Below are 23,194 nucleotides of genomic sequence, written 5' to 3'. Positions count from 1 at the left end.
GGGGGCGTGGGAGCATATGCGTGCGCCTGTTTGCGCGGGGCGTGCGCCTCGGCCTGCGGCCTTCGGCGGCTTTCCGGGGCCGGCTCATAGACTGGTGTGCTGCCCGTCGTTCACCCCTGTCCGAGAGGCCCCCACCACCCCATGAAGCTCGTCTTCGCCGGTACACCCGAGGTCGCCGTTCCCGCTCTGGACGCCCTTCTCGCCTCCGGGCGGCATGAGGTGGCCGCTGTCGTCACGCGGCCCGACGCGCCGGCCGGGCGGGGGCGCAGGCTCGTCGCGTCGCCCGTCGCCGAGCGGGCGGAGGAGGCCGGGATCGAGGTGCTGAAGCCCGCCAGGCCGAAGGACCCGGAGTTCCTGGAGCGGCTGCGGGAGATCGGGCCGGACTGCTGTCCCGTCGTCGCCTACGGCGCGCTGCTGCCCCGGGTCGCCCTTGACGTCCCCGCGCACGGCTGGGTCAATCTGCACTTCTCGCTGCTGCCCGCCTGGCGGGGTGCCGCGCCCGTGCAGCACGCCATCATGGCCGGCGACGAGATCACCGGGGCGTCCACGTTCCTGATCGAGGAGGGGCTCGACTCGGGGCCGGTGTACGGGACGGTGACCGAGGAGATCCGGTCCACCGACACCAGCGGCGATCTGCTGACCAGGCTGGCCTTCGCCGGTGCCGGGCTGCTCGCCGCGACCATGGACGGGATCGAGGACGGCACGCTGAAGGCCGTACCGCAGCCGGCCGAGGGTGTCACCCTGGCCCCGAAGGTCAACGTCGAGGACGCCCGCCTCGACTGGAACGCCCCCGCGCTGCGCGTCGACCGGGTGGTGCGGGGCTGCACTCCGGCACCGGGCGCCTGGACCCTGTTCCGCGGTGAGCGGCTCAAGCTCGTCCAGGTCGCCCCCGTCCCGGACCGGACGGATCTCGCCCCCGGGCAGATCGCCGCCCAGAAGAACAACGTGTACGTCGGCACCGGCTCGTACGGCGTCGAGCTGCTGTGGGTGCAGGCGCAGGGCAAGAAGCCGATGCGGGCGGCGGACTGGGCGCGCGGGGTGCGGATCGCCGAAGGGGAGCGGCTCGGGAGCTGACCCACCCGCGATCTGTTCCCGCCCCGCGCGGCGTAGGCTGGACGGCGCACTTCATCTCACACCCGGAGCACCTTTTTCGTGAGCGAACAGCCCCGTCGGCCCCGTCCGTCCGGCAAGCCCTACCGTCGGCCCAAGAAGGACCCCGTCCGCGTCCTCGCCTTCGAGGCGCTGAGGGCCGTGGACGAGCGGGACGCCTACGCCAACCTCGTTCTGCCGCCGCTGTTGCGCAAGGCGCGGGAGAAGGACGACTTCGACGCCCGGGACGCCGCCCTCGCGACCGAGCTGGTGTACGGGACGCTGCGGCGGCAGGGGACGTACGACGCGGTCATCGCGACCTGCGTGGACCGGCCGCTCGGAGAGGTCGATCCGCCGGTGCTGGACGTGCTGAGCCTCGGTGCGCACCAGCTGCTCGGCACGCGGATCCCGACGCACGCGGCCGTGTCCGCCACCGTCGAGCTCGCGCGGGTCGTGCTCGGCGACGGGCGGGCCAAGTTCGTCAACGCCGTGCTGCGCAAGGTCGCGCAGCACGATCTTGACGGCTGGCTGGAGCGGGTCGCGCCGCCTTACGACGAGGATCCCGAGGACCATCTCGCCGTCGTCCACTCGCATCCGCGGTGGGTCGTGTCGGCGCTGTGGGACTCCCTCGGCGGCGGGCGCGCCGGTATCGAGGAGTTGCTGCGCGCCGACAACGAGCGGCCCGAGGTGACGCTGGTCGCGCGGCCGGGCAGGGCCACCGCCGATGAACTGCTCGGCGAGGACGCCGCCGTGCCGGGGCAGTGGTCGCCGTACGCCGTGCGGCTGACCGAGGGCGGGGAGCCGGGCGCCATCGAGGCCGTCCGGGACGGGCGCGCGGGCGTGCAGGACGAGGGCAGCCAGCTCGTGGCGATCGCCCTCGCCAACGCGCCCTTGGACGGGCCCGACCGGCGATGGCTGGACGGGTGCGCGGGGCCCGGCGGCAAGGCCGCGCTGCTCGGCGCCCTCGCCGCCGAACGAGGTGCGACGCTGCTCGCCTCCGAGAAGCAGCCGCACCGGGCGGGGCTCGTGGCCAAGGCGCTGGAGGGCAATCCCGGGCCGTACCAGGTGATCACCGCGGACGGCACACGGCCGGCGTGGCGGCCCGGCAGCTTCGACCGGGTCCTGGTCGACGTGCCGTGCACCGGTCTCGGCGCCCTGCGACGCCGCCCCGAGGCACGCTGGCGGCGCCGGCCGGACGACCTGGAGGGGTTCGCGCCGTTGCAGCGCGGGCTGCTGCGTGCCGCCCTGGAGTCGGTGCGGGTCGGCGGTGTCGTGGGCTACGCGACGTGCTCGCCGCACCTCGCCGAGACCCGGGCCGTCGTCGCCGACGTGCTCAAGCAGGTCCCGGACACCGACCTCCTCGACGCGCGTCCGCTGCTGCCCGGCGTACCGGATCTGGGCGACGGCCCCGACGTACAGCTGTGGCCGCATCTGCACGGGACCGACGCCATGTACCTGGCCCTCATTCGCCGGACCGGCTGACCCCCGCCGAGACGCTCTCCCGGGCCGCCGCACCGCCGTCGTCCCTGGCCAGCCGGTGCGGCCACCACACCTTCGGTCCCACGTCCAGGAACAGCGACGTCACCAGGACCGAGCGCACGACGAACGTGTCGATGAGGACCCCGAGGGCGACCGCGAAGCCGATCTCGGCGAAGGCGACCATCGGGAGGGTGCCGAGGGCGGCGAAGGTACCGGCCAGGACCAGGCCCGCGGAGGTGATGACCGCGCCGGTGGCGGCCAGCCCGGTGATCACGCCCTGTCTGGTGCCCTGGTGGGCCGCCTCCTCGCGGATGCGGGTGGTCAGGAAGATGTTGTAGTCGATGCCCAGGGCGACCAGGAAGACGAAGACGAACAGCGGGAAGTCGGTCGCCTCCCCCGCGTAGTCGAAGAGGTGGCGGAAGGCCAGGGCGCTGATGCCCAGGGCCGCCGTGAAGGACAGGATCACCGTCCCGACCAGCAGCAGCGGGGCGATCAGGGACCGCAGGAGCGCGCACAGGATCAGCAGGACGACGGCCAGGACCAGCGGGATGATCACGATGTTGTCGTGGGTCGTCGCCCTGTCCATGTCGATGAGCCCGGCCGTGCCGCCGCCCACCTGGGCGTCCGCGTCCGGCACCGCGTGCACCGCGTCCCGCACCCTCTCGACGGTCTGCTTGGCCGCCTCGCTGTCCGCCGGATCGGTCAGGGTCGCCTCGAACAGCACCTTGCCCTCGTTCACGGGTCTCGCGCCCGGGGGCAGGCCGAGCGAGGTCGGCACGACGCCCTCGGTCCCGGCGACCACGCGGCCCACCTGCCGGGCCTGTGCCTGGTCGGAGACGATGACGAGCGGGTTGCCGCTGCCGGCGGGGAAGTACCGCTCGGAGACCTCCTGGCCGACGATCGAGTCCGGTTTGCCGGTGAAGGCGTCCGCGTTGCTGATGCCCTCCGCGCGCAGCTGGACGAGGCCGAGCGAGCAGACCGCGAGGACGAGAACCGTCACCGCCCAGACCGTGCGCGGACGGCGGGCGATACCGCGGCCGGTGCGGGCCCAGATGCCGCGCCCGGTGGGGTCGGCCGAGCCGAGGTGGGGGATCACCGGCCAGAAGATCCAGCGGCCGAAGATCACCAGCAGGGCCGGGAACAGGGTCATCATCGCCAGGAGGGCGACCGCCACGCCGATCGCGGCGACCGGGCCCAGGCCGCTGGTGGAGTTCATCTCCGCGACCAGCAGCACGAGCATGCTCAGCACGACCGTCGCCCCGGAGGCGAGCACGGCGGGGCCCGCCCGGTGCAGGGCGCGCGCCATCGCCTCGTGCCGGTCCTCGTGGCGGCGCAGTTCCTCCCGGTAGCGCGCCACGAGCAGCAGCGCGTAGTCCGTCCCCGCGCCGAACACGAGCACCGTGAGGATGCCGGCGCTCTGCCCGTTGACCGTCAGGCCGGCGTACTCGGCGAGGAAGTAGATCAGCGCCTGTGCGGTGAACAGCGCGGCGATCACGGCGAGCAGCGGGACCAGCAGCAGGGTGGGACTGCGGTAGGTGATCAGCAGCATGACGATGACGACGGCCATGGCCGACACCAGCAGCGTCGAGTCGATGCCCTCGAAGGCCTTGGAGAAGTCCGCCGACGTGCCGCCCGGCCCGGTGATGTGCACGGCGAGGCCGCCGTGACCGTCGCCGGTGACGTCCCGCATGGAGTCGACCGCGGGCGCGATCTGCTTCCAGCCCTTCTCGTCCATCGTGATGGGTACGAGGATCTCCGCCGCCCGGGGATCGGCCGGCCGGTCGTAGACGGGCCCCCGGGTCTCCGCGCCCCGGATGCCGTGGTCGCGCAGCTGCCTCAGCTGTGCCGCGTCCTCGGTGATCTGCGCGCGGTCCTGTGCGGTGAGCCCGCTGTCCCGGGCGTAGACGACGACCGCGGGGAGCTGCTCGGGCCGGAAGCCCTTCGACAGCTCCAGGACCTGCGTCGACTCCGCGGACCCCGGCAGCCAGGACGCCGCGTCGTTGTCCTGCGCATCGGTGAGCTTCATCGCGAACGGCGCCGTCACGAACAGCACGACCACCCACAGCCCCAGCACCGACCACTTGGCCCGCCGCCCGCACACGAGGTGCCCGATGCCCTGCTTCATGGCAAAGCCTTCCGCGGAGACGCCCCTTCAGGGGCGCGGGGCTGTGTCGTGTGCGGCTCCGCCGCGTGGGCGCGACCAGCCACATACAACCCGCAGCCGAACAGAACGACCAGCCCTGTGGGACCCCCACCGCCCAAGCCCAGCGCAGCGCATAGGCTAAGGACATGGCCGCGCAGATCAACCCCAGCATCCTGTCCGCAGACTTCGCCCGCCTCGCGGACGAGGCGAAGGCCGTGCAGGGAGCCGACTGGCTCCACGTCGACGTCATGGACAACCATTTCGTCCCGAACCTCACGCTCGGCGTGCCGGTCGTGGAGTCGCTCGCCCGAGCGACGGACACCCCGCTGGACTGCCATCTGATGATCGAGGCCCCCGATCGGTGGGCACCGCAGTACGTGGAGGCGGGGGCCGGTTCCGTCACCTTCCACGTCGAGGCCGCCGCCGCCCCGGTCCGGCTCGCCCGGGAGATCCGCGCCAAGGGCGCCCGCGCCTCCATGGCGCTGAAGCCCGCGACCCCCATCGAGCCGTACGAGGACCTGCTCCCCGAGCTCGACATGCTGCTGATCATGACGGTCGAACCGGGCTTCGGGGGACAGGCCTTCCTCGACATCATGCTTCCGAAGATTCGCCGCACCCGCGAGTTGATCAGCAAGCACGGACTGGAGCTCTGGCTCCAGGTCGACGGCGGAGTTTCCGCTTCCACCATCGAGCGCTGCGCCGACGCCGGAGCCGACGTCTTCGTGGCCGGATCGGCGGTCTACGGGGCAAACGACCCGGCCGAGGCGGTACGTGCACTACGCACCCAAGCGGAGGCGGCGACGGCGAAGGCCTCCTGGGCCTGCGACCACTGAGCCACAGCAAAGTGAACGGCTCTCATCAGGGCTGATCGACCGCGCCGGATCTGCAAGGATGAACGGCGAATCCAGAGTGTGAACAGCAGTGAGGAGATCGCCGTGTCGGGTATGTCGGCGGGCCGGTCAGCCATGCGGATGGGACCCGCTGAGCTGGTGCAGGCGGCGGCCATGGCCCGCCGCTTCTACCTCGAGGGCAAGTCCAAGATCCAGATCGCGGAGGAGTTCGGCGTCAGCCGCTTCAAGGTGGCCCGGGTCCTGGAAACCGCCCTCGAACGGGATCTCGTGCGTATCGAGATCCGCGTGCCGGCCGAACTGGACGCCGAGCGCTCGGACGCGCTCCGCGCTCGCTACGGCCTCAGGCACGCCGTCGTGGTCGAGTCCCCGGCCGAGGCCGAGGAGACACCCGACCCCGAGAACCTGGGAGAGGTGGCCGCCGACCTGCTCGGCGAACTGGTCAACGAAGGTGATGTGCTGGGCCTGGCCTGGGGCCGCTCCACCATCCACATGGCGGCGGCGCTCGACCGGCTGCCGCCGTGCACGGTCGTGCAGTTGACGGGTGTGTACGACGCCGGGACCGCCGAGCGCGGCTCGGTCGAGGCCGTGCGACGGGCCGCCCAGGTGTCCGGCGGCGACGCCCACCCCATCTACGCGCCGATGCTGTTGCCCGACGCGGCCACGGCCTCGGCACTGCGCAACCAGACGGGGATCGCCCGGGCCTTCGAGCACTTCGACAAGGTCACCGTCGCCTGTGTCTCCATCGGCTCCTGGGAGCCGGGCATCTCCACGGTGCACGACATGCTCACCGAGGAGGAGCGCGCGCACTACGCCTCCCTCGGTGTCGCCGCCGAGATGTCCGCGCACCTCTTCGACGCCGAGGGCCGCCGGGTCGGACGGGACCTGGGCGAGCGGTGCATCACCGTCAAGGCCGACCAGCTGCGCCGGGTCCCCGAGGTCGTCGCGATCGCGGGCGGGCAGCGCAAGGGGCCGGCGATCGACGCGGTGCTGCGGTCCGGGCTCGTCACCAGCCTGGTGACGGACACGTCGGCCGCGGACTACCTGATGACGGCGGGGCCGACGCCCAAGTCCGCGTTCAACCGGTCCGACCCGGACGGAGCCTGACGGATGGCCGGCGAGCCGCGAAAGGTGACGGACGACCCGGCGGGCCGGATCGTGCTCACGCTGGACCTCGGCGGGGTCACGGACAAGGCGGGCCTCATGGACCGCTGCGCCCGTGACCTGGCCCTGCCCGAGTGGTTCGGCCGGAACTGGGACGCCCTCGCCGACTGCCTGTCCGACCCGGACCTGTGGCCCGAGGGGGCCGTGGACCGGGGGTTGCTGGTCGTCGTCACGGGCTGGCGGGCCTATGCCGAGACACGGCCCGACGAGTGGCAGGTCGCGGAGGAGATCTTCGCCGAGGCGACCGACCGCGGCCCGGGACTCTTCGTCACCCTCGGGCTTGGAGCATCCTCCGAGGAGGCCCCTGACCAGCCTGGATGATCTGCTGGGGGTCGTCCGGAGCCCCGGCGTGGGAGAATGAAGTACGTGCTCTTTCCCCCTGGCCGGCCGGTCAGGGGGTCACCTCTGATCGACTGGGATGTGCAGCACGTGCGTTTTCTCAATGACATCCAGCCCGGGTACGACCTGACGTACGACGACGTCTTCATGGTGCCGAGCCGTTCCGCGGTCGGCTCGCGCCAGGGCGTGGACCTCAGCTCCCCGGACGGCACGGGCACCACCATCCCGCTCGTCGTCGCCAACATGACCGCCATCGCCGGGCGGCGCATGGCCGAGACCGTGGCCCGCCGCGGCGGCCTGGTGGTGATACCGCAGGACATCCCGATCGAGGTCGTCACCGAGGTCGTCTCCTGGGTGAAGAGCCGCCACCTGGTCCTCGACACCCCGATCATCCTGTCCCCGCACCAGACCGTCGCCGACGCCCTGGGGCTGCTGCCCAAGCGGGCGCACAACGCCGGTGTCGTCGTCGACGAGAACCACAAGCCCATCGGCGTGGTCACCGACTCCGACCTCTCCGGCGTCGACCGCTTCACGCAGCTCGCCGAGGTCATGTCCCGGGACCTGCTGCTCATCGACGCGGACAAGGACCCGGGCGAGGCCTTCGACACCCTCGACCACGCCAACCGCCGCTACGCCCCCGCGGTGCACCAGGACGGCACGCTCGCCGGCATCCTCACCCGCAAGGGCGCCCTGCGCGCCACGCTCTACCAGCCGGCCACCGACGCCCAGGGGCGGCTGCGCATCGCCGCCGCCGTCGGCATCAACGGCGATGTCGCGGGCAGGGCCGAGCAGCTGCTGGACGCGGGCGTCGACACCCTCGTCATCGACACCGCGCACGGCCATCAGGAGTCGATGATCAGCGCCCTGAAGCTGGTCCGCGACCTCGACCCGCAGGTCCCGATCGCGGCGGGCAACGTGGTGGCCGCGGCGGGCGTGCGCGACCTGATCGAGGCGGGCGCCGACATCGTCAAGGTCGGTGTCGGACCCGGTGCCATGTGCACCACGCGCATGATGACCGGCGTCGGCCGGCCGCAGTTCTCCGCCGTCCTGGAGTGCGCCGCCGAGGCGAGGAAGTACGGCAAGCACGTGTGGGCCGACGGCGGTGTCCGCCACCCGCGCGACGTGGCCATGGCCCTCGCCGCCGGCGCCTCCAACGTGATGGTCGGCTCCTGGTTCGCGGGCACCTACGAGTCCCCGGGCGACCTCCAGCACGACGCGCAGGGGCGCGCCTACAAGGAGTCGTTCGGCATGGCGTCCGCGCGTGCCGTGCGCAACCGCACCTCGGACGAGTCGGCGTACGACCGGGCCCGCAAGGCGCTGTTCGAGGAGGGCATCTCCACCTCCCGCATGTTCCTCGACCCGGCCCGCCCGGGCGTCGAGGACCTGATCGACTCGATCATCGCGGGCGTCCGCTCCTCCTGCACCTACGCCGGTGCCGGCTCCCTGGAGGAGTTCGCCGAGAAGGCCATCGTCGGCATCCAGAGCGCCGCCGGCTACGCCGAGGGCAAGCCGCTGCACGCCAGCTGGAGCTAGCCCGCCCGGCGCCCTCTCGTTCGGCCCCCGTCGACCCGCCCGGCGGGTCGACGGGGGCCGTCGTCGGGGTGCTGGAGCAAGCACCTGTCCCCTGGCTGGAAAGACCGCCCTGGTGCACCGACCTGCCCGCGGTGACGTACGTCGACCGCTGGTCCGACTGGACCTCGACGGGGTGCGGCATGAGCAAGCCTGTCCCTGCGTGTTCCTGGTCAAGGCCCTCTGGAGGGGCCGCGCGCAACGGTCGACAGCCATGCCGCAACGAACACCCGTCGAATTCCCAGGAACGCAATGATCTTGCGGGTATGCGCAAGGTTGCTGCATTTCACCAGCAACGCCGATGCTCATAGGCTGTCGCCTCGAACGTGGCGTGGCAGGGACCCCGCTCGGTGGGTCCCTGAAGGGATGCCGCCGGTCCCTGCCGCCCTGACCGGCAGCGAAAAGGAGCCAGCGCGTGCTCGACCAAGGCGCACCCCCGCAGAACCCAGGCCAGACGGCCGCAACCGCGTCCCCCGGCATCGGCGCGCGCCTCATGCGCCGCAAGCCGGTGGAACGCCTGGTCGCGGAGGGTGGCCAGGGCGAGGGAGGCTCGCTGCGGCGCTCCCTCGGGCTCTGGCAGCTCACCATGATCAGCATCGGTGCCACCCTCGGCACCGGCATCTTCGTCGTCCTCGGCGAGGCCGTGCCCAAGGCGGGCCCGGCCGTCACGCTCTCCTTCGTGATCGCCGGCCTGACCGCCCTGTTCTCGGCGCTGTCCTACGCGGAGCTGGCGGGCACCATCCCTGTCTCCGGCTCCTCGTACTCGTACGCGTACGCAACGATGGGCGAGCTGATCGCCTGGATCTGCGGCTGGTGCCTCGTCCTCGAGTACGGCGTCTCGGTCGCGGCCGTCGCCGTCGGCTGGGGCGAGTACCTCAACGAACTGCTCGACGGCACCATAGGCGTCACCATCCCGGCCGCGCTGTCCGCCCCGCCCGGCGACGGCGGCGTGTTCAACCTGCCCGCGCTGATCGTCGTGCTGCTCGCCATGGCGTTCCTGATGGGCGGCGCCCGTGAGTCCGCCCGCGCCAACACCGTCATGGTCGTCGTGAAGATCGCCGCGCTGGTGATGTTCTGCGCCATCGGCGTCCAGGGCTTCCGCTCGGGCAACTACGAGAACTTCATGCCCCTCGGCATGGCCGGAGTCAGCGCCGCCGGTGCCACGCTGTTCTTCTCCTACATCGGCTTCGACGCCGCCTCCACCGCCGGTGAGGAGGCCAAGAACGCCCAGCGCGACCTGCCCCGCGCGATCATGCTGTCGCTGGTCATCGTCACGGCCCTGTACGTCCTCGTCGCGGCCGTCGCGGTCGGCGCCAAGCCGTGGAAGGGCTTCACCGACTCCGAGGCCGCCCTCGCCCAGATCATGCGCGAGGTCACCGGGCAGAGCTTCTGGGGCACCCTGCTGGCGTTCTGCGCCGTCATCGCCATCGCGAGCGTCGTGCTGACCGTGCTGTACGGCCAGACCCGCATCCTGTTCGCCATGTCCCGCGACGGGCTGGTGCCGAAGGTCTTCTCCAAGGTCCACCCGAAGACCAAGACCCCCCGTACCAACACCCTGATCGTGTCGCTGTTCTGCGGTGTCCTGGCCGCCGCGATCCCGCTCGGGCAGCTCGCCGACGCCACCAGCATCGGCACCCTGTTCGCCTTCGCGCTCGTCAACGTGGCCGTCGTCGTCCTGCGCCGCACCAAGCCGGACATGCCCCGCACCTTCCGGGTGCCGCTCTCCCCGGTCATGCCCGCGCTGGGCTTCGGCTTCTGCCTGTGGATGATGGGCAGCCTGTCGGCCGTCACCTGGGTGGTCTTCGGTGTCTGGATGGCCGCCGGGCTCGTGTTCTACTTCCTGTACGGCTACCGCCGTTCCCGACTCGCACCATCCGAAAAGTGACCGACCCACTGTGCTGAACGATCTCGACGAACGCATCGTGCACGCCCTCGCCGAGGACGCCCGCCGCTCCTACGCCGACATCGGCCAGATCGTCGGCCTGTCCGCGCCCGCCGTGAAACGGCGGGTGGACCGGCTGCGCGCCACCGGAGCCATCACCGGCTTCACCGTCCGGGTGGACCCGGGCGCCCTCGGCTGGGAGACCGAGGGGTTCGTCGAGATCTACTGCCGCGGCAACACCTCCCCGGAGACCATCCAGCGGGGCCTGGAGCGCTACCAGGAGGTCGTGGCCGCGTCCACTGTCACCGGGGACGCGGACGCGATCGCCCAGGTCTTCGCCTCCGACATGCGGCACTTCGAACGGGTCCTGGAGCGGATCGCCGGGGAGCCGTTCGTCGAGCGGACCAAGTCCGTGCTCGTGCTGTCGCCGCTGCTGCGTCGCTTCTCGTCGGGATCGCCCACGTAGACGGGATCGCCCGCGTAAGTCCGTGGCCCGTTCCCTGTGACACCTCTAGCCTGGGTGCCATGACCTGGCGACATTGATCCACCAGCCGTGCCTCCCGAGGGCCGCCTCGGACGCCGTACCTCCGGCGTCCGATCCGTCCCTGCGGGAAGGCCTCATGACACTCTCACCTGCACGCGTGCCCGCCACCGGTGTCCGGCGGCTGACGACCACGCTGTACGGCTACGCGTTCCTCGACGACTTCGTCCTGCTCTACCCGGTGTACGCGCTGCTCTTCGCCGACACCGGCATGTCGCTCTGGCAGATCTCCTCCCTGTTCGCCCTGTGGTCGATCACCGCGGTGGTGCTGGAAGTGCCCTCCGGCGCCTGGGCCGACGCCGTGTCGCGACGCAGGCTGTTGTGGATCGGCCCGCTGCTCACCGCCGCCGGCTTCGCGCTCTGGGTGGCCGTCCCGTCGTACTGGGCCTTCGCGGCCGGCTTCGTGCTGTGGGGCGCGGGCGGGGCGCTCGGTTCGGGCGCGCTGGAGGCGCTGGTCTACGACGAACTGGACCGGCTCGGTGCCGCCGGCCGGTACGCGCGCACCATGGGCCGGGCCCGGGCCGCGAGGCTGCTGGGCACGGTGGCCTCCATCGGCCTGGCCGGGCCCGTCCTCGCCCGGGGCGGCTACGAGGCCGTCGGTGCCGCGAGCGTCCTGGCCTGTGTGCTGACCGCCGTCACCGCGACCCGGCTCCCGGAGCACCGGGCCCGGCCGGAGAACGCCGACGGCGACAGCTGGGCGACGACTCTGCGGGCCGGGCTCGCGGAGGTCCGCCGGGACCGCACGGTGCGCGGCGCCCTGCTGCTGGTCCCGGCCGTGGCCGCGGTGTGGGGCGCACTCGACGAGTACACCCCACTGCTGGTCCGGGACCTCGGCGTCGCCGAGACGACGGTGCCCTACCTGATCATGCTGATCTGGGCGGGCGTCACCGTCGGCAGCCTCCTGACCGGACCGGCCGAACGCCTCGGCACGGCCGGCCTCGCGGCGCTGCTCGCGGGCGCCGCACTCGCCCTGGCGGTGGGTGCCGCGGGCCGCTCACCGGCCGGCATCGCTCTCGTGAGCCTCGCCTTCGCCGGGTTCCAGCTCGCGGAGGTGCTGGCCGACGTCCGCCTCCAGCACCGTATCGACGAGTCCCGGCGGGCCACGCTCACCTCCCTGGCGAGCCTGGGCACCGAGCTGGCCACGGTCGCCACGTTCGGCGTGTACGCGCTGCTCGGCACGGACCTGGCGCACAGCACCGTCTTCGCGGTGCTCGCGGTTCCCTACCTGGTGACGGCCCTGGCACTGGCTAGAGCTTGGGCTGCCACGGCACGACCGTGAAGTCGCCCGTCCCCTTCTTCACCTTCTCGTAGGGGGCGGAACTCACGCACTTGGGCGGCTCGTTGCCTTCACCGGGACGGCCGGTCGAGGCCCAGCTGTAGCCGAGCCGGTCGTGGCGGCCGAGGTCGTGGACGGTGACGCCGACCCGCTTGCCCTCGGCGCCCGGCAGGTCGGATTCGGTGATGACACCGGACACGACGGCCACCTTCCCGCCGGTGACCAGGCAGTCGACCTTGACCTTGGCCCGGGCGCCGAAGTCCTTGAGGTAGTGGCTGAACTCGAAGGTGCCGGTCGCCTTCGTCGGGTCGGCGATGTCCTTCGCCGCCAGATGCGCGTCGAACGAGAACGTGATGTCGTCCCCGGCCGAGCGGTACAGCTTGGCGGTGCCGGTGAGCGCGGCGGCCTCCCGCTGCCGGGACGAGGCGTCCGAGGCGGTGGCGGTCTCCCGCTGTCGCGGCGCCTCGTCGGATGCGATGGCGGCAGAGGCCGCTCCGGCGGTGAGCAGCAGGGCGGAGCCGAGCACGACGATCTTCGTACGGCGGTTCATCACGGTCCTTTCGGCAGGTCGAGTGGACGGTCACTACTCTCGCCGGGACCCCGCGCCCGCCACATCGCACCCGAGGCGGGACCCCGCCTCCGCCGCCCGGCGGGGGATGCCGGACCGCCCTGCGCCCCAGGGATGAGCCGACCTGCGACCTCGGCGACGCAACGAATCGCCGCTCACGCCTGGAGCACGCAACAAACCGCTCATCGGCGCGCAACGGCGCCTTCTTGTCCCTCCTGCTCAGCCGCCCGTACCGTCTATGTGGCCCCCACAACCACCCTTCCGCCACCCTTCCGCCCGGTGAGGAACGCCCATGCGCACCGCCCTGCTCCAGAGCTCCGGCCGCCCCGGCTCGACCGTCGAGAACCTCAAGGTGCTCGACGAGGCCGCGGGCCGGGCCGCCGCAGCGGGCGCCGGGCTGGTCGTCACGCCGGAGATGTTCCTGACCGGGTACGCGATCGGCGACGACATCGGCCGCCTGGCGGAGCCCGCCGACGGCGACTGCGCGGACGCCATCGCCGAGATCGCGTCGAGCCACGGCCTGGCGATCGCCTACGGCTACCCCGAGCGGGACGGCGACGCCGTGTTCAACTCCGCCCAGCTGATCTCCGCCGACGGCACCCGTCTCGCCGGCTACCGCAAGACGCACCTCTTCGGCTGCTTCGAGCGGGACCACTTCACGCCGGGTGACGGGCCGGTCGTCCAGGCCGAGATCGACGGCCTCCGCGTCGGCATCCTCATCTGCTACGACGTCGAGTTCCCGGAGAACGTCCGCGCCCACGCCCTGGCCGGTACCGACCTGCTGGTCGTCCCGACGGCGCAGATGCACCCGTTCCAGTTCGTCGCCGAGTCGATGATCCCGGTGCGGGCCTTCGAGAACCAGATGTACGTCGCGTACGTCAACCGGGTCGGCCGGGAAGGGGAGTTCGAGTTCGTCGGCATCTCCACGCTCGCCGGGCCCGACGGGGTCGCCCGCACCCGCGCCGGGCGCGGTGAGGAACTCGTCCTCGCCGACGTCGACCCGGTGTTCCTCGCCGCGTCGCGCGAGGCCAACCCCTATCTGCGGGACCGGCGCCCGGGCCTGTACGGGCCGCTCGTCTGAGAACCCCCTGATCCGCACACCCTGATCGTTCCTCTGCAAGGAGTCCGCACCCCATGACGTCAACCGTGCCCAACGCCGTCGAGCACGCAGACGCGCAGCAGCCGCCGATCACCATGTTCGGCCCGGACTTCCCGTACGCGTACGACGACTTCCTCGCCCACCCGGCGGGTCTCGGGCAGATACCCGCGACGGAGCACGGCACGGAGGTCGCTGTCATCGGCGGCGGCCTGTCCGGCATCGTCGCCGCGTACGAGCTGATGAAGATGGGCCTCAAACCGGTCGTGTACGAGGCCGACCGAATCGGCGGCCGGCTGCGGACGGTGGGCTTCGAAGGGTGCGACGAGTCCCTCACGGCCGAGATGGGCGCGATGCGCTTCCCGCCGTCGTCCACCGCCCTCCAGCACTACATCGACCTGGTCGGTCTGCAGACGCGGTCCTTCCCCAACCCCCTGGCGGAGGCGACCCCGTCGACCGTCGTCGACCTCAAGGGCGAGTCGCACTACGCCGAGACGATCGACGACCTGCCGCAGGTCTACCGGGACGTCGCCGAGGCCTGGAACCGGTGCCTGGAGGAGGGCGCCGACTTCTCCGACATGAACCGGGCCCTGCGCGAGCGGGACGTGCCGCGCATCCGCGAGATCTGGTCCCGGCTCGTCGAGAAGCTCGACAACCAGACCTTCTACGGCTTCCTGTGCGACTCCGAGGCGTTCAAGTCGTTCCGGCACCGGGAGATCTTCGGCCAGGTCGGCTTCGGCACGGGCGGCTGGGACACCGACTTCCCCAACTCCATCCTGGAGATCCTGCGCGTCGTCTACACCGAGGCCGACGACCACCACCGCGGCATCGTCGGCGGCTCCCAGCAGCTGCCGCTGCGCCTGTGGGAGCGCGAGCCGGCGAAGATCGTCCACTGGGCACAGGGCACCTCGCTCGCGAGCCTGCACGAGGGCGGCGAACCCCGCCCGGCCGTCACCCGCCTGCACCGCACGGCCGGCAACCGCATCACCGTGACCGACGCCCACGGTGACATCCGCACCTACCAGGCGGCGATCTTCACCGCCCAGTCCTGGATGCTGCTGTCGAAGATCGCCTGCGACGACTCGCTCTTCCCGATCGACCACTGGACGGCGATCGAGCGCACCCACTACATGGAGTCCTCCAAGCTCTTCGTCCCGGTGGACCGGCCGTTCTGGCTCGACAAGGACGAGGAGACGGGCCGGGACGTCATGTCGATGACGCTCACCGACCGTATGACGCGCGGTACCTACCTGCTCGACGACGGCCCGGACAAGCCCGCCGTCATCTGCCTCTCCTACACCTGGTGCGACGACAGCCTGAAGTGGCTGCCGCTGTCCGCGAACGAGCGGATGGAGGTCATGCTGAAGTCGCTCGGCGAGATCTATCCCAAGGTCGACATCCGGAAGCACATCATCGGCAGCCCGGTGACGGTCTCCTGGGAGAACGAGCCCTACTTCATGGGCGCGTTCAAGGCCAACCTCCCCGGCCACTACCGCTACCAGCGGCGCCTGTTCACGCACTTCATGCAGGACCGGCTGCCCGAGGACAAGCGCGGCATCTTCCTCGCCGGCGACGACATCTCCTGGACGGCCGGCTGGGCCGAGGGCGCCGTCCAGACCGCCCTCAACGCGGTCTGGGGCGTCATGCACCACTTCGGCGGCACGACCGACCCGACCAACCCCGGCCCCGGCGACGTCTACGACGAGATCGCGCCGGTCGAACTCCCGGAGGACTAGCGGACATCCCCTAAGGCCGCGACCCGGGTTCGGCCAGGGGCGTGAGCAGCATGCGCCCCGCGAATCCCACCGCCGTGTCCAGGCGGGCGGTGAACTCCTCGGCGACGTCGGGGAAGTCGCGCAGCGCCCAGAGCGCCCGGGCCGCCGTCCAGGTGGCGTCGCGGGCGCGGTCCAGGCTCCATGAGCCGAGCAGGTGGGTCAGCGGGTCGGCGATCTGGAGGAGATCGGGGCCCGGCATCAGATCTTCGCGGATGCGCTCCTCCAGCGAGACGAGGAGATCGCCCACCGTGTCGAACTCGTCCTCCAGCTCGGCGGGTGCGCAGCCGAGCGTACGGCAGGTGTCCACCACGGCCAGCGCCAGATCGTGCCCGATGTGCGCGTTGATGCCCGCCAGCGCGAACTGCAACGGCCGTACACCGGGATGGCGGCGGAACTGGAACAGCGGCCTCCAGCAGGCGGGCGGGAGCCGCTCGTCCGCCACCGCCTCGACGGCGTCCAGGTACCGGCGCGCGAACCGAACGTCCAGCGTGATCGCGGCGTGCGGGTCCGCGAACCGTCCGGTGTCGACGTAGCCGTCCACCGCCTCCGTCACGGCGAGGTAGACGCGGTTGAAGACGGCCACCCCGTCCCGGGGGTGCAGGGCCGCATCGAGGGCGCGCATACGGGAGATGACTCCGTCGACCGGAGTGTCCACTGCTGGGGGGACTTGTTCGCATCGCGGCATGCGGGCAGAGTCCCAGCTCTAGGCTGGCGGGAGTACCGGCGGGCCCGGCGCTTCCCCAGAACGGGGGAACACCGCCCGCCGCAGGGGGAGGGGGAGCGGCACCGTGTCAGGCTCACGTGCCCAGCGCCTGGCCGCCCGCAGGGCCGAGCGCAGACGCACCGTCCGGCGCGGCGCGATGGTCGTGGCGGCCTCGGTCGTGGTCGTGGCCGGCGTGGTCGCGGGGGCCCTCGCCGCCGTCGACGACGGGCGGGCCTCCGACGAGGCCGCACGCGCCGAGGTGTCCGCCTCGCCCCGCCTGGCGCCACTGCCCGCCGTGCCGTCGGCGTCCGCGCCGACCGCCGTGAAGTCCGCTGCTCCCAGCCCTCCTCCGAAGCGGAGCACGAGCCCCGCACCGTCCCCGACGACAGCGGCGCGGGACGAGCGGGACGAGGAGCGCACCGCCGTGACGGGCCGGCTCTACCGCCACCCCGACTCCCAGGTGCTCGACTGGGTCCGGGCCAACTCGGGCGACCCCCGCCGCGCGGTCATCGCGTCCCGCATCGCGGAGCAGCCGGCCGCCGTCTGGTTCGCCGACTACGCGCCGGACACCGTCACCGCCCGCGTCGCCGCCGTGACCTCCGGAGGGGCCGCGCAGGGCCGCGTGCCCGTGCTCGTGCCCTACGCGATACCCGGCCGGGACTGCGGCGGCCACTCCCAGGGTGGCGCACCCGACCTGGACGCGTACGACGCCTGGATCGACCGGTTCGCCGCGGGACTGGGCACGGGCGAGGTCATCGTCGTCCTGGAGCCCGACTCCGTCGCCCAGACCGAGTGCCTGTCCGCCGGCCGGCGCGCGGACCGCTTCGCCTCGCTGGCCCGGGCCGGACGCGTGCTGAAGGCCGCCAACCCCCGGGCACGGGTGTACTACGACGCGGGGCACTCGGGCTGGAACGCGCCCGGGAAGCAGGCCGCGTGGCTGCGGCAGGCCGGGGCCGCCTCGCCCGAGTCCTCCGACGGGATCTTCAGCAACGTCTCCAACTTCCACACCACGGCCGCCGAGGTCGCCTACGACCGGCGGGTCCTCGACGCGCTCGGCGGCCCGGCGAGCCTCGGCGCCGTCATCGACACCAGCCGCAACGGCAACGGCGCCCCGGCCGACGGGGAGTGGTGCGACCCGGCCGGCCGCAAGCTCGGCCGCGCCCCCACCCTCAGCACCGGCGAGGCCCGTGTCGACGCCTACCTCTGGGTCAAGCTGCCGGGGGAGTCGGACGGCTGCAAGGGCAGGCCGGGGACGTTCACGGCGTCGTACGCCTACGACTTGGCGTCGTCGTAGGAGGAGGTGCCCTCGTCCAGCAGCGGGTGCTGCGTCTTGAGGTGGGCCGGGGCGAAGGCCCGCAGGGCGTGGTAGCCGGTGATGACGACCAGGGTGCCGAGGGCGATGCCGCTCAGCGAGAAGGTGTCCGTGATCTCCATGGAGACGTTGCCGACGCCGACGATGATGCCCGCGGCCGCCGGGACCAGGTTCAGCGGATTGCGCAGATCCACCTTGGCGTTGATCCAGATCTGGGCGCCGAGCAGCCCGATCATGCCGTACAGGATGACGGTGATGCCGCCGAGGACACCGCCCGGGATGGCCGCGACGACCGCGCCGAACTTCGGGCAGACGCCGAAGAGGAGCGCGAAACCGGCGGCGGCCCAGTAGGCGGCCGTCGAGTAGACACGGGTCGCCGCCATCACGCCGATGTTCTCGGAGTACGTGGTGTTGGGCGGGCCGCCGACCGCGGTGGACAGCATCGAACCGACGCCGTCGGCCGCGATGGCCGTGCCGAGCTTGTCGTCCAGCCGGTCGCCGGTCATCTCGCCGACCGCCTTCACGTGCCCGGCGTTCTCCGCGACCAGCGCGATGACGACCGGCAGGGCGACCAGGATCGCCGACCACTCGAACGACGGGGCGTGCAGCGTCGGCAGTCCGATCCAGTCGGCCTTGCCCACGCCGGAGAGGTCGAGCCGCCAGTGGTCGGTGAGCTTGCCGCTCGCGTCCACCGAGTGGATCTTGCCGAAGGCCAGGTCGAAGATCCACGAGATGCCGTACCCGAAGACCAGGCCCAGGAAGATCGCGATCCGGGACCAGAAACCGCGCAGGCACACCACGGCGAGGCCGGTGAACAGCATCACCAGCAGCGCCGTCCACTGGTCCTGCGGCCAGTAGGTCGAGGCCGTCACGGGCGCCAGGTTGAAGCCGATCAGCATCACCACCGCGCCGGTCACGATCGGCGGCATCGTGGCGTGGATGATCCGCGCCCCGAACCGCCGCACGGCGAGCCCCACCAGGAACAGCGCTCCACCCACGACGAAGACCGCGCCGGTGACGGTGGCGCTGCTGCCGCCCTGCGCGCGGATGACCGCCGCCACGCCGACGAAGGACAGCGAGCAGCCCAGGTAGCTCGGGACGCGGCCGCGCGTGGCCAGCAGGAACACGACGGTCGCGACGCCCGACATCATGATCGCGAGGTTGGGGTCGAGGCCCATCAGGACCGGAGCCACGAAGGACGCCCCGAACATGGCCACCACGTGCTGGGCACCGAGCCCGGCCGTGCGGGGCCACGAGAGCCGCTCGTCGGGGCGGACCACCGCGCCGGGCGCCGGGGTGCGTCCGTCGCCGTGCAGTTTCCAGCGGACGCCGAGATCCATGGTGCGGTTTCGCTTTCGTCGTGCGTGCGAGTGTCCGGACCATTGTCGGGGAGCGTCGGGGGCGGTGGTGACCGGGGCCGACGGGGACGGCGGCGGGTCCGCTCAGGACCGCGGGTCGGCGACCGCCGCGTCCGGCCTGCTGATCGCCACCCGGTCGCCGGGACGCAGCACGCCCGCGAACGCCATCAGACCGCAGGACAGCAGCGTCACCAGGCAGAACGACACCATCAGACTGGTCGCCTGTGCCAGCATGCCGATCGCGCTCGGCGCGATCAGACCCGAGGTGTAGGTGATGGTCGCGACACCCGCGATGGCGAGGCTCGGATTGGAGCCGCTGCGCCCCGCCGCCGCGAAGCACAGCGGTACGACGACGGCGATGCCCAGTCCCATCAGCGCGAACCCGGCCATCGCCACCGCCGGCTGCCGGGCGGCGACGATCATCAGCCCGCCGAGGACGGCGAGCACCCCGCTCGCGCGCACGGTCCGCACGGCACCGAAGCGGTCCACGACCCGGTCGCCGGCGATCCGGGCGACGGCCATGGTGAGGGTGAAGCCCGTCGTGCACGCCGCCGCGAGACCCGCCGAGGTCTCCAGTTGCTCGCGCAGGTAGACCGCGGACCAGTCCAGGCTCGCGCCCTCGGCGAACACCGCGCAGAACCCGATCGCGCCGATGAGCAGCGCCGACCGGGGCGGCAGCGCGAACCTCGGCGGCGGCTCCTCGTCCTCGGCGGGCTGGAGGTCGAGCACCCACCGGCACGACAGGACACCGACGAGGGTGAGGACCGCGGCGGCCAGCACGTGGTGCAGCCGGGCGTCCGACCCGAGGTGCGCGGCGAGGGTGCCGGCCGCCGAGCCGACCAGGGCGCCCGCGCTCCACATGCCGTGCAGTCCGGACATGATCGACCGGTCGAGGCGGTTCTCGACCTCCACACCCAGGGCGTTCATCGCCACGTCGGCCATACCCGCGGTCGCGCCGTACGTGAAGAGGGCCAGGCAGAGCGTGAGCAGGTTCGGGGCGAGGGACGGCAGGACCAGGGACATCGTCCACAGGGCGATCAGTCCGCGCAGCGCGTTACGGGCCCCGAAACGGTGGGTGACACTGCCCGCGAGCGGCATCGCCACGGACGCGCCCAGCGCCGGGAAGGCCAGCGCGATCCCCAACTGCCCCGCGCTGACGCCCGCGTGGTCCTGGATCCACGGCACGCGGGTGGCGAACGAGCCGGTCACAGCGCCGTGCACGGCGAAGACGGCGGCCACGGCGTACCGGGACCGCTTCACCTCGCGCAGTTCGTCGGCCACATTGCCCATTCTGCGATCCCCCTCCGGCTCTCCGTCGCGCTCACCAGGTGCGGGCGTAAACTATCAGGAACCCTGCCTGATAATAAGTAAGAGGGTCTCCAGCGGACCACGGCCGACGGACTCGCCCGTCTGGAAGGATCCCGGCATGCCCGCATCCCCGAGCACCGCCCGGGCCATCAACGACCGGCTCGCCCTGCGGCTGCTGCAGCAGGACGGCCCGCTGACGGCGGGGCAGTTGAAGCAGCGGACCGGTCTGTCCCGGCCGACCGTCGCCGACCTCGTCGAACGCCTCACCGCCGCCGGTCTGATCGCGGTGGTCGGCGAGGCGGGGGAGCAGCGGCGCGGGCCCAACGCCAAGGTGTACGGCATCGTCGCCGACCGGGCGCACCTTGCCGCGCTCGACGTACGCACCGAGAGCGTCGCCGTGACCGTCGCCGATCTGGTGGGCCGGGTGCTGGCCGAGGAGTCGGTGCCGATCGGCACGGACACGGGCACCGGTCCCGCGGTGGAGCAGGCGGTCGCGCTGGTCGAGCGCGTGGTGAAGGAGGCCGGTGCGGACCGGCTGCACACGGTCGGCATCGGGGCGCCCGGGCTGATCGACCCGGCCAGCGGCGAACTGCGCGACTCCTCCGGGCTGCCCGAGTGGCACCGCCGTCTCGTCGCCGCCCTCCAGGAGCGGCTGCCCGAGGCGCGGGTGAGCGTCGAGAACGAGACCAACCTCGCGGCGCTGGCCGAGCAGCGCGACGGCGTGGCCCGGGACCGCGACACGTTCGTCCTGCTGTGGCTGGGGCACGGCACGGGCGCGGCGGTGGTCCTCGACGGCGCGTTGCGCCGCGGGGCCTCGGGTGGCACCGGCGAGATCGGCTTCCTGCCCGTGCCGGGCACCACGGGGCTGCCGTCCTCGACGGACTGCGAGGGTGGGTTCCATTCGCTGGCCTCGTCGGCCGCGGTGCTGGAACTGGCCGCGCAGTGCGGTGTTCCGGTGGTGGCGGGGGAGGAACCGTCGGTGGTGGGGGTGGTTCGGGCGGCCACCGGTGCGGTGCGGTCGGCGGTCGGGCTGGTGGCAGACGGTGCGGCCCGTTCCGTGGATTCCGGGTCCGCCGCTCGTTTCCTCGATGCCCTCGCCGACCGTCTCGTCGTGGGTGTCGCCTCGGTCGTCGCGATCCTGGACCCCGGGTGCGTGGTGCTCGGCGGCGAGGTCGGCCGAGCCGGTGGCGACGAACTCGCCGCCCGCGTACAGGACCGCGTCGCCCGGATGACGCCGCTGCCCACGGAGGTGCGGACGACCACCCTCGGCGGCGGCGCCGTCCTGCGCGGCGCCCTCCTCACGGCCCGCGACCGCGCCCAGGAGGAGCTCTTCACCCCCGGGCAACGGCCCGTTCAGTCCGGGTAGGCCCTGCCCGGGGCTCTCACGGCGTGGACCGCTCGCTCCCCTTCCGCGCCTGGCCGCCCCCGTAGCGCCGTGCCAGGTACTCCTCGAACGTCCCCGTTCCGACGGCCTGCCGCGGCGCCAGGTGGCCACCCTCGCGAAAGCCCCGGTACGCCGCGCCCCACAGCGGGACGCTCACCACCGCCCGGCGGCGGCCCGTCGCCTTCAGGTACGCCCGGGCCAGGGACTCGAACGTCCGCACCTCCGGCCCGCCCATGTCCTCGACCCGACCCGCCGGGGCGCTCGCGGCCAGCCCGGCCAGCCGCTCCGCGACCTCGTCCACCTCGACGGGCTGGTCCCGGACGTGCGCCGGCAGGAACAGCACCGGCAGCTTCGACAGCCCTTGGAGCAGCATGACCAGCAGGTCGTGGAACTGCGTCGCCCGCAGCACGGTCCAGCCGATCCCCGACTCCTCGATCAGCCGCTCCACCGCGAGTTTGCTCCGGTAGTAGCGGAAGGGCACCCGATCGACGCCCACGATGGAGATGTGGACGAGGTGCGCCACCCCGGCGGCGCGCGCCGCCCTGATCAGGTGCGCCGCCGCCTGCTCGTCGCCCCCTTTCGGCGACGACGCGCAGTGCACGATCGTGTCCACACCGGAGACGGCCGCGTCCAGCGCGGGACCGCCCTCCCGCAGGTCGACGGCGTACGGCTGGGTGTGCCGGCTCAGCACCCGCACCTCGTGCCCGTCCGCGCGCAGCCGCTCGACGACGACCCGGCCGAGTGTTCCGGTGCCGCCGGTCACCAGGATCGTGCTCATCCGTTCCGTCCCTTCGCAGCCCGGCGCCCCGGGTGGAGCGCCTCTCGTCGCTGCCGCGTCACGCACTCCAGCTTCTCCGGGGTGACCACGGCCCGCACGCCGGTGATCGGCGAAGGGGGACCGGAACACCGTCCGTGCGGCGTGGGAAGACCCGGCGGCGGGCAAGGGCCGTCGTCACCGCCGCCGGGCCGGTCTGCGGGGTGCGAGTAGCGGGTCGCGGTGTGCGGCGACCCTAGAAAGGACTAGACCACACCGTCAATAGGTACGTACCGATCCCGAGTCGGTCAAGGGCGGACACCCGCACCCCAGTTGGGCCGCCGTCGCGCTCGGGAAGGGCGGCGACACGTTCTGTGAGGCACCCCACATTTTGGTCGTGGATCAGGCATGGCACACTGGCCATGTATCAACAGCAGCGCACTCCGGGGTCGGTGAAAGTCCGAACCGGCGGTTACAGTCCGCGACCCGGTCGCCTCCAGCGGCCGGTTGACCAGGTGAAATTCCTGGACCGACGGTTAAAGTCCGGATGGGAGGCAGTGCGCGGCGAGCGGGCGTACATGCGCGCCGCCGAAGAGTTCGCCCTCG

The 23,194-nt window shown here is 72.2% G+C and carries 19 protein-coding genes and 1 riboswitch; of the genes, 13 read left to right on the top strand and 6 right to left on the bottom strand.

All coding sequences use genetic code 11. The features are described from left to right. Positions 1–141: 141 nt before the first annotated feature. Positions 142–1,074: a methionyl-tRNA formyltransferase gene (gene fmt, locus ABEA82_RS27795; RefSeq protein WP_345664429.1), complete on the top strand. Its 933-nt coding sequence runs from the start codon at positions 142–144 to the stop codon at positions 1,072–1,074. Between the two features lie 78 nt (positions 1,075–1,152). Further along, entirely contained in the window at positions 1,153–2,571 is a 1,419-nt protein-coding gene (locus tag ABEA82_RS27790) for an RsmB/NOP family class I SAM-dependent RNA methyltransferase (protein ID WP_345664427.1), read from the top strand. On the opposite strand, the gene ABEA82_RS27785 is transcribed toward ABEA82_RS27790, so the two are convergent. Next, on the bottom strand, positions 2,552–4,693 hold the full coding sequence (locus ABEA82_RS27785) for an MMPL family transporter (protein WP_345664425.1): 2,142 nt from the start codon (positions 4,691–4,693) through the stop codon (positions 2,552–2,554). The genes ABEA82_RS27790 and ABEA82_RS27785 overlap by 20 nt on opposite strands. Before the next feature lie 164 nt (positions 4,694–4,857). On the opposite strand from ABEA82_RS27785, the gene rpe reads away from it, so the two are divergent. From rpe to ABEA82_RS27750, 7 genes are all read left to right on the top strand, one after another. Beyond that, on the top strand, positions 4,858–5,544 hold the full coding sequence (rpe, locus tag ABEA82_RS27780; RefSeq protein ID WP_345664423.1) for a ribulose-phosphate 3-epimerase: 687 nt from the start codon (positions 4,858–4,860) through the stop codon (positions 5,542–5,544). 78 nt (positions 5,545–5,622) lie between these two features. Beyond that, positions 5,623–6,666, top strand: coding sequence for a sugar-binding transcriptional regulator (locus ABEA82_RS27775; protein ID WP_003988936.1), 1,044 nt, complete (start codon positions 5,623–5,625; stop codon positions 6,664–6,666). A gap of 24 nt (positions 6,667–6,690) precedes the next feature. Continuing rightward, positions 6,691–7,044, top strand: a complete 354-nt coding sequence (locus ABEA82_RS27770; RefSeq protein ID WP_345664659.1) for a barstar family protein — start codon at positions 6,691–6,693, stop codon at positions 7,042–7,044. Positions 7,045–7,152: 108 nt separating this feature from the next. Further along, positions 7,153–8,595 carry a GuaB1 family IMP dehydrogenase-related protein gene (locus ABEA82_RS27765; protein ID WP_345664421.1) on the top strand — a complete coding sequence of 481 codons (1,443 nt, stop codon included), beginning with the start codon at positions 7,153–7,155 and terminating at the stop codon, positions 8,593–8,595. 451 nt (positions 8,596–9,046) lie between these two features. Further along, positions 9,047–10,516: an amino acid permease gene (locus ABEA82_RS27760; protein ID WP_345664420.1), complete on the top strand. Its 1,470-nt coding sequence runs from the start codon at positions 9,047–9,049 to the stop codon at positions 10,514–10,516. Positions 10,517–10,526: 10 nt separating this feature from the next. After that, a complete protein-coding gene (locus ABEA82_RS27755; RefSeq protein WP_003988931.1) occupies positions 10,527–10,979 on the top strand; it encodes an Lrp/AsnC family transcriptional regulator in 453 nt (150 codons plus the stop codon). A 154-nt stretch (positions 10,980–11,133) separates the two neighbouring features. Further along, positions 11,134–12,333 carry an MFS transporter gene (locus ABEA82_RS27750; protein WP_345664419.1) on the top strand — a complete coding sequence of 400 codons (1,200 nt, stop codon included), beginning with the start codon at positions 11,134–11,136 and terminating at the stop codon, positions 12,331–12,333. On the opposite strand, the gene ABEA82_RS27745 is transcribed toward ABEA82_RS27750, so the two are convergent. Continuing rightward, complete coding sequence (locus ABEA82_RS27745) at positions 12,302–12,880, bottom strand: Repetin (RefSeq protein ID WP_345664418.1); 579 nt, start codon at positions 12,878–12,880, stop codon at positions 12,302–12,304. The two genes, ABEA82_RS27750 and ABEA82_RS27745, sit on opposite strands and share 32 nt — an antisense overlap. A gap of 310 nt (positions 12,881–13,190) precedes the next feature. Here ABEA82_RS27745 and ABEA82_RS27740 point away from each other — a divergent pair, with 310 nt between their 5' ends. Both ABEA82_RS27740 and ABEA82_RS27735 read left to right on the top strand, forming a co-directional pair. Beyond that, entirely contained in the window at positions 13,191–13,979 is a 789-nt protein-coding gene (locus tag ABEA82_RS27740) for a carbon-nitrogen hydrolase family protein (RefSeq protein WP_345664417.1), read from the top strand. 53 nt (positions 13,980–14,032) lie between these two features. Further along, positions 14,033–15,730, top strand: a complete 1,698-nt coding sequence (locus tag ABEA82_RS27735; protein WP_345664416.1) for a flavin monoamine oxidase family protein — start codon at positions 14,033–14,035, stop codon at positions 15,728–15,730. A 10-nt stretch (positions 15,731–15,740) separates the two neighbouring features. On the opposite strand, the gene ABEA82_RS27730 is transcribed toward ABEA82_RS27735, so the two are convergent. Continuing rightward, positions 15,741–16,454 carry a DUF5995 family protein gene (locus ABEA82_RS27730; RefSeq protein ID WP_345664415.1) on the bottom strand — a complete coding sequence of 238 codons (714 nt, stop codon included), beginning with the start codon at positions 16,452–16,454 and terminating at the stop codon, positions 15,741–15,743. 175 nt (positions 16,455–16,629) lie between these two features. On the opposite strand from ABEA82_RS27730, the gene ABEA82_RS27725 reads away from it, so the two are divergent. Then, positions 16,630–17,766, top strand: a complete 1,137-nt coding sequence (locus tag ABEA82_RS27725; RefSeq protein ID WP_345664658.1) for a glycoside hydrolase family 6 protein — start codon at positions 16,630–16,632, stop codon at positions 17,764–17,766. Here ABEA82_RS27725 and ABEA82_RS27720 read toward each other — a convergent pair. Continuing rightward, the gene (locus ABEA82_RS27720; protein ID WP_345664414.1) at positions 17,745–19,124 is read right to left on the bottom strand and encodes a uracil-xanthine permease family protein; all 1,380 of its coding nucleotides are present in this window, start codon (positions 19,122–19,124) and stop codon (positions 17,745–17,747) included. The genes ABEA82_RS27725 and ABEA82_RS27720 overlap by 22 nt on opposite strands. A 102-nt stretch (positions 19,125–19,226) precedes the next feature. Further along, entirely contained in the window at positions 19,227–20,432 is a 1,206-nt protein-coding gene (locus ABEA82_RS27715) for an MFS transporter (protein WP_345664413.1), read from the bottom strand. Between the two features lie 136 nt (positions 20,433–20,568). Between ABEA82_RS27715 and ABEA82_RS27710 the strand changes: the two genes are divergently transcribed. After that, positions 20,569–21,816: an ROK family transcriptional regulator gene (locus ABEA82_RS27710; RefSeq protein WP_345664412.1), complete on the top strand. Its 1,248-nt coding sequence runs from the start codon at positions 20,569–20,571 to the stop codon at positions 21,814–21,816. 16 nt (positions 21,817–21,832) lie between these two features. On the opposite strand, the gene ABEA82_RS27705 is transcribed toward ABEA82_RS27710, so the two are convergent. Then, on the bottom strand, positions 21,833–22,612 hold the full coding sequence (locus tag ABEA82_RS27705; protein WP_345664411.1) for an SDR family oxidoreductase: 780 nt from the start codon (positions 22,610–22,612) through the stop codon (positions 21,833–21,835). 410 nt (positions 22,613–23,022) lie between these two features. Further along, positions 23,023–23,153: riboswitch (FMN riboswitch) on the top strand. Positions 23,154–23,194 lie beyond the last annotated feature (41 nt).

Origin of the sequence: Streptomyces venetus (genome assembly GCF_039540295.1) — a bacterium.
GTDB lineage: Bacteria > Actinomycetota > Actinomycetes > Streptomycetales > Streptomycetaceae > Streptomyces > Streptomyces venetus.
The sequence above is the reverse complement of the archived record's forward strand: the minus strand, read 5'-3'. Positions and strand labels throughout refer to the sequence as shown.

What these genes read in the sequence shown, in the direction of transcription:
- fmt (WP_345664429.1), top strand. Translation starts at nt 142, where the DNA reads ATGAAGCTCGTCTTCGCCGGTACACCCGAGGTCGCCGTTCCCGCTCTG.
- ABEA82_RS27785 (WP_345664425.1), bottom strand. Translation starts at nt 4,693, where the DNA reads ATGAAGCAGGGCATCGGGCACCTCGTGTGCGGGCGGCGGGCCAAGTGG.
- rpe (WP_345664423.1), top strand. Translation starts at nt 4,858, where the DNA reads ATGGCCGCGCAGATCAACCCCAGCATCCTGTCCGCAGACTTCGCCCGC.
- ABEA82_RS27750 (WP_345664419.1), top strand. Translation starts at nt 11,134, where the DNA reads ATGACACTCTCACCTGCACGCGTGCCCGCCACCGGTGTCCGGCGGCTG.
- ABEA82_RS27745 (WP_345664418.1), bottom strand. Translation starts at nt 12,880, where the DNA reads ATGAACCGCCGTACGAAGATCGTCGTGCTCGGCTCCGCCCTGCTGCTC.
- ABEA82_RS27740 (WP_345664417.1), top strand. Translation starts at nt 13,191, where the DNA reads ATGCGCACCGCCCTGCTCCAGAGCTCCGGCCGCCCCGGCTCGACCGTC.
- ABEA82_RS27735 (WP_345664416.1), top strand. Translation starts at nt 14,033, where the DNA reads ATGACGTCAACCGTGCCCAACGCCGTCGAGCACGCAGACGCGCAGCAG.
- ABEA82_RS27730 (WP_345664415.1), bottom strand. Translation starts at nt 16,454, where the DNA reads ATGCCGCGATGCGAACAAGTCCCCCCAGCAGTGGACACTCCGGTCGAC.
- ABEA82_RS27725 (WP_345664658.1), top strand. Translation starts at nt 16,630, where the DNA reads ATGGTCGTGGCGGCCTCGGTCGTGGTCGTGGCCGGCGTGGTCGCGGGG.
- ABEA82_RS27720 (WP_345664414.1), bottom strand. Translation starts at nt 19,124, where the DNA reads ATGGATCTCGGCGTCCGCTGGAAACTGCACGGCGACGGACGCACCCCG.
- ABEA82_RS27715 (WP_345664413.1), bottom strand. Translation starts at nt 20,432, where the DNA reads ATGGGCAATGTGGCCGACGAACTGCGCGAGGTGAAGCGGTCCCGGTAC.
- ABEA82_RS27710 (WP_345664412.1), top strand. Translation starts at nt 20,569, where the DNA reads ATGCCCGCATCCCCGAGCACCGCCCGGGCCATCAACGACCGGCTCGCC.
- ABEA82_RS27705 (WP_345664411.1), bottom strand. Translation starts at nt 22,612, where the DNA reads ATGAGCACGATCCTGGTGACCGGCGGCACCGGAACACTCGGCCGGGTC.